5 protein-coding genes are annotated in these 2,282 nt (G+C 57.8%); all 5 read left to right on the top strand.

Annotated elements, in window-relative coordinates; all coding sequences use genetic code 11:
* On the top strand, positions 1-877 hold an 877-nt coding region (locus VZ95_RS16515; protein ID WP_332308115.1), incomplete at its 5' end, for an MBL fold metallo-hydrolase.
* Entirely contained in the window at positions 874-1,188 is a 315-nt protein-coding gene (locus tag VZ95_RS16510) for a hypothetical protein (RefSeq protein ID WP_045776832.1), read from the top strand. The genes VZ95_RS16515 and VZ95_RS16510, both read left to right, overlap by 4 nt.
* A gap of 47 nt (positions 1,189-1,235) precedes the next feature.
* Positions 1,236-1,436, top strand: coding sequence for a YdcH family protein (locus VZ95_RS16505; RefSeq protein WP_045776831.1), 201 nt, complete (start codon positions 1,236-1,238; stop codon positions 1,434-1,436).
* 41 nt (positions 1,437-1,477) lie between these two features.
* Positions 1,478-1,681 (top strand): DUF2842 domain-containing protein, encoded by a 204-nt coding sequence (locus VZ95_RS29410; protein WP_045776830.1) that lies wholly within the window; start codon positions 1,478-1,480, stop codon positions 1,679-1,681.
* Between the two features lie 219 nt (positions 1,682-1,900).
* Positions 1,901-2,282 (top strand): ABC transporter substrate-binding protein (locus VZ95_RS16495; RefSeq protein ID WP_232302714.1); only part of this gene is annotated, 382 nt, incomplete at its 3' end.

The raw sequence follows: 2,282 nt of genomic DNA, 5'->3' as shown, positions 1-2,282 counted from the left end.
GTCAGCTATGATGCTATTTAGAAACTGGTTTTCCGTGAAGAAGCCGGATCGGATGGAACTTAAAGTCACCTTTTGGGGCGTTCGCGGGAGCTTCCCCTGTGCCACACCGCAGCATATGCTGTACGGGGGCAATACCGCTTGTGTTTCGGTTGAGTCGGGTGACGAAGTCATCATTCTCGATGCGGGCACGGGGCTGTGGCAGCTTGGGAAATATTTGGTCGCAAAAGGTGTGCGCGAAGCAACAATGCTGATGTCGCACACCCATACCGACCATATCATCGGCTTCCCGTTTTTTGCCCCCGCGTGGATCGGCAGCTTCCACCTCGATATCTTCGCGGGTCATCTCCGCGATAATGGCGGGGTGCGCTCGGTGTTTGCCGAGCAGATGCGCGACCCGCTCTTCCCCGTTTCGCTGTCCCACATGGCCGCGAATATGGGCTTCCACGACTTCGAGGCCGGCGAAGATCTCGTCATCGGTGATCGCATTCATGTGAAGACCTGCCGCCTCAATCACCCGAACGGGGCCACTGGCTACCGGATTACGTCGGGCGGGCGCAGCGTCTGCTATGTGACCGATACCGAGCATTATCCCGGTCGGCGCGATCCGAACGTTATGGACCTCGTCCAGAACGCCGATGTGATGATTTATGATTCGACCTATTCGGACGAAGAATATGCGCGCGGCCGGGTCGGTTGGGGCCATTCCACTTGGGAAGAGGCCATTCGCATCGGCAAGGATGCCAATGTGGGCCGGGTCTATATCTTCCACCACGACCCCGACAATACCGACGATAAAATGGCCGCCGTTGAGCGCCAAGCCCGGCAACTCTGGGACCGGGTGACGATTGCCCGCGAAGGCATGGCGATCGAACTGTGATCGCGCGCCCTCTCGTCGCCCTACTCTTTGTCGCCGGGTGCGCAGCGGCCCCCGCATGGGAGAAGGCGGGCGGCGATACGGCAACGCGGGACAAGGATCTTGCCGCGTGCCAGCAGGAGCTTCGGTTCACAAGCGATGAGGCCCGCCGCCGCGATACCCGGGTCGCCGCCGCGCGGGGAGAACTCGCCCCCGGACGCGGAACCGGCTATGAGGCCTTGCGCGGCGATATAGATGCGTCCGCGCAACGACGCCGGGACAGCCGAGCTTTAACCGACTGTATGCAGGCGAAGGGCTATACATCGGTGCCTTGAGTCGTTATATTACATTTTTATGTCAGTGTGATGGGGTGGGTTTTCGGATGATGAGCCGCTACGCGCAGGTCGAAGCGCTGCGCATGGTCCATAATCAGCTTGATCTTGAAGTGCAGGAAGAAATCCAACGCCCCTGCCCCGATGGGGTGCGCCTGCGCCGGCTGAAAAGCCAGAAGCTTGAGATCAAAGACCGGATTTCGCGGCTCATGGCCCAGCGCGGACTGGCGACGCGGGCGATTTTCCGTTAGAACCCGCTCAGTTTTTGCCCCGAACCACTGCGGACCTGCCCATGCCCCCGTCTTTACGCCGTCTCCTTGGGGCCTTGGGTGTCCTGATTTTTCTGCTCCTATATATTATTGCCGTGCTCAATCTGCGCATGCTGCTGCCGGAGAACCTGTGGCTCGACCTCGTCTACTACATAATTTTTGGGATACTATGGGTTTGGCCCGCCTTACTTATTACCAAATGGGGCCACCGTACGAGTCGGATGTAAATATTTCTGAATTATTTCTTAATCTCTCAAGATAACCCTAAAACCCGCCTATATTTTCATCCGCGAGCTTATTGCACGCGAAACCAAAAGCTGTTTAATGTCGTGCAGCGTGTGAACCGATCCTTAAGGATCGCCGCGCTGCATTGCCCCGTCTATGGCGCTCAAGACCAAAAAAAAAAAGCGGGGCACTCGTTCACAACTCTGGGGGATGTCTTGATTATGGTTCAGTTTCGGTCCTTTGCCGTGGCCCTTGGGCTGTCGACGGCCCTGATTACCGGCTTCGCGCAAGCCCAAATGACGTTGCGGATTGCCAATCTGGGCGAGCCGGATACGCTTGATCCGCAAAACATGTCGGGGACCTGGGAAAACCGCATCGCGGGTGATCTCTATCTCGGGCTTACCACCGAAGCCGCCGACGCCTCGGTTATCCCCGGCACGGCGGAAAGCTGGACAATCAGCCCGGACGGCACGGTTTATACCTTTAAGATCCGCAACGATGCGAATTGGTCGGACGGAACGCCAGTGACGGCGGAAGATTTCGTCTATGCCTATCGCCGGATCATGGACGAAGCGCGCCGCAAAATACGCCTCGATCCTCTAC

The organism is Elstera litoralis (assembly GCF_000963705.1).
Lineage (GTDB): Bacteria > Pseudomonadota > Alphaproteobacteria > Elsterales > Elsteraceae > Elstera > Elstera litoralis.
The sequence above is the reverse complement of the archived record's forward strand: the minus strand, read 5'-3'. Positions and strand labels throughout refer to the sequence as shown.

Coding starts and splice junctions, on each gene's coding strand:
- VZ95_RS16505 (WP_045776831.1), top strand. CDS start 1,236: ATGATGAGCCGCTACGCGCAGGTCGAAGCGCTGCGCATGGTCCATAAT.
- VZ95_RS29410 (WP_045776830.1), top strand. CDS start 1,478: ATGCCCCCGTCTTTACGCCGTCTCCTTGGGGCCTTGGGTGTCCTGATT.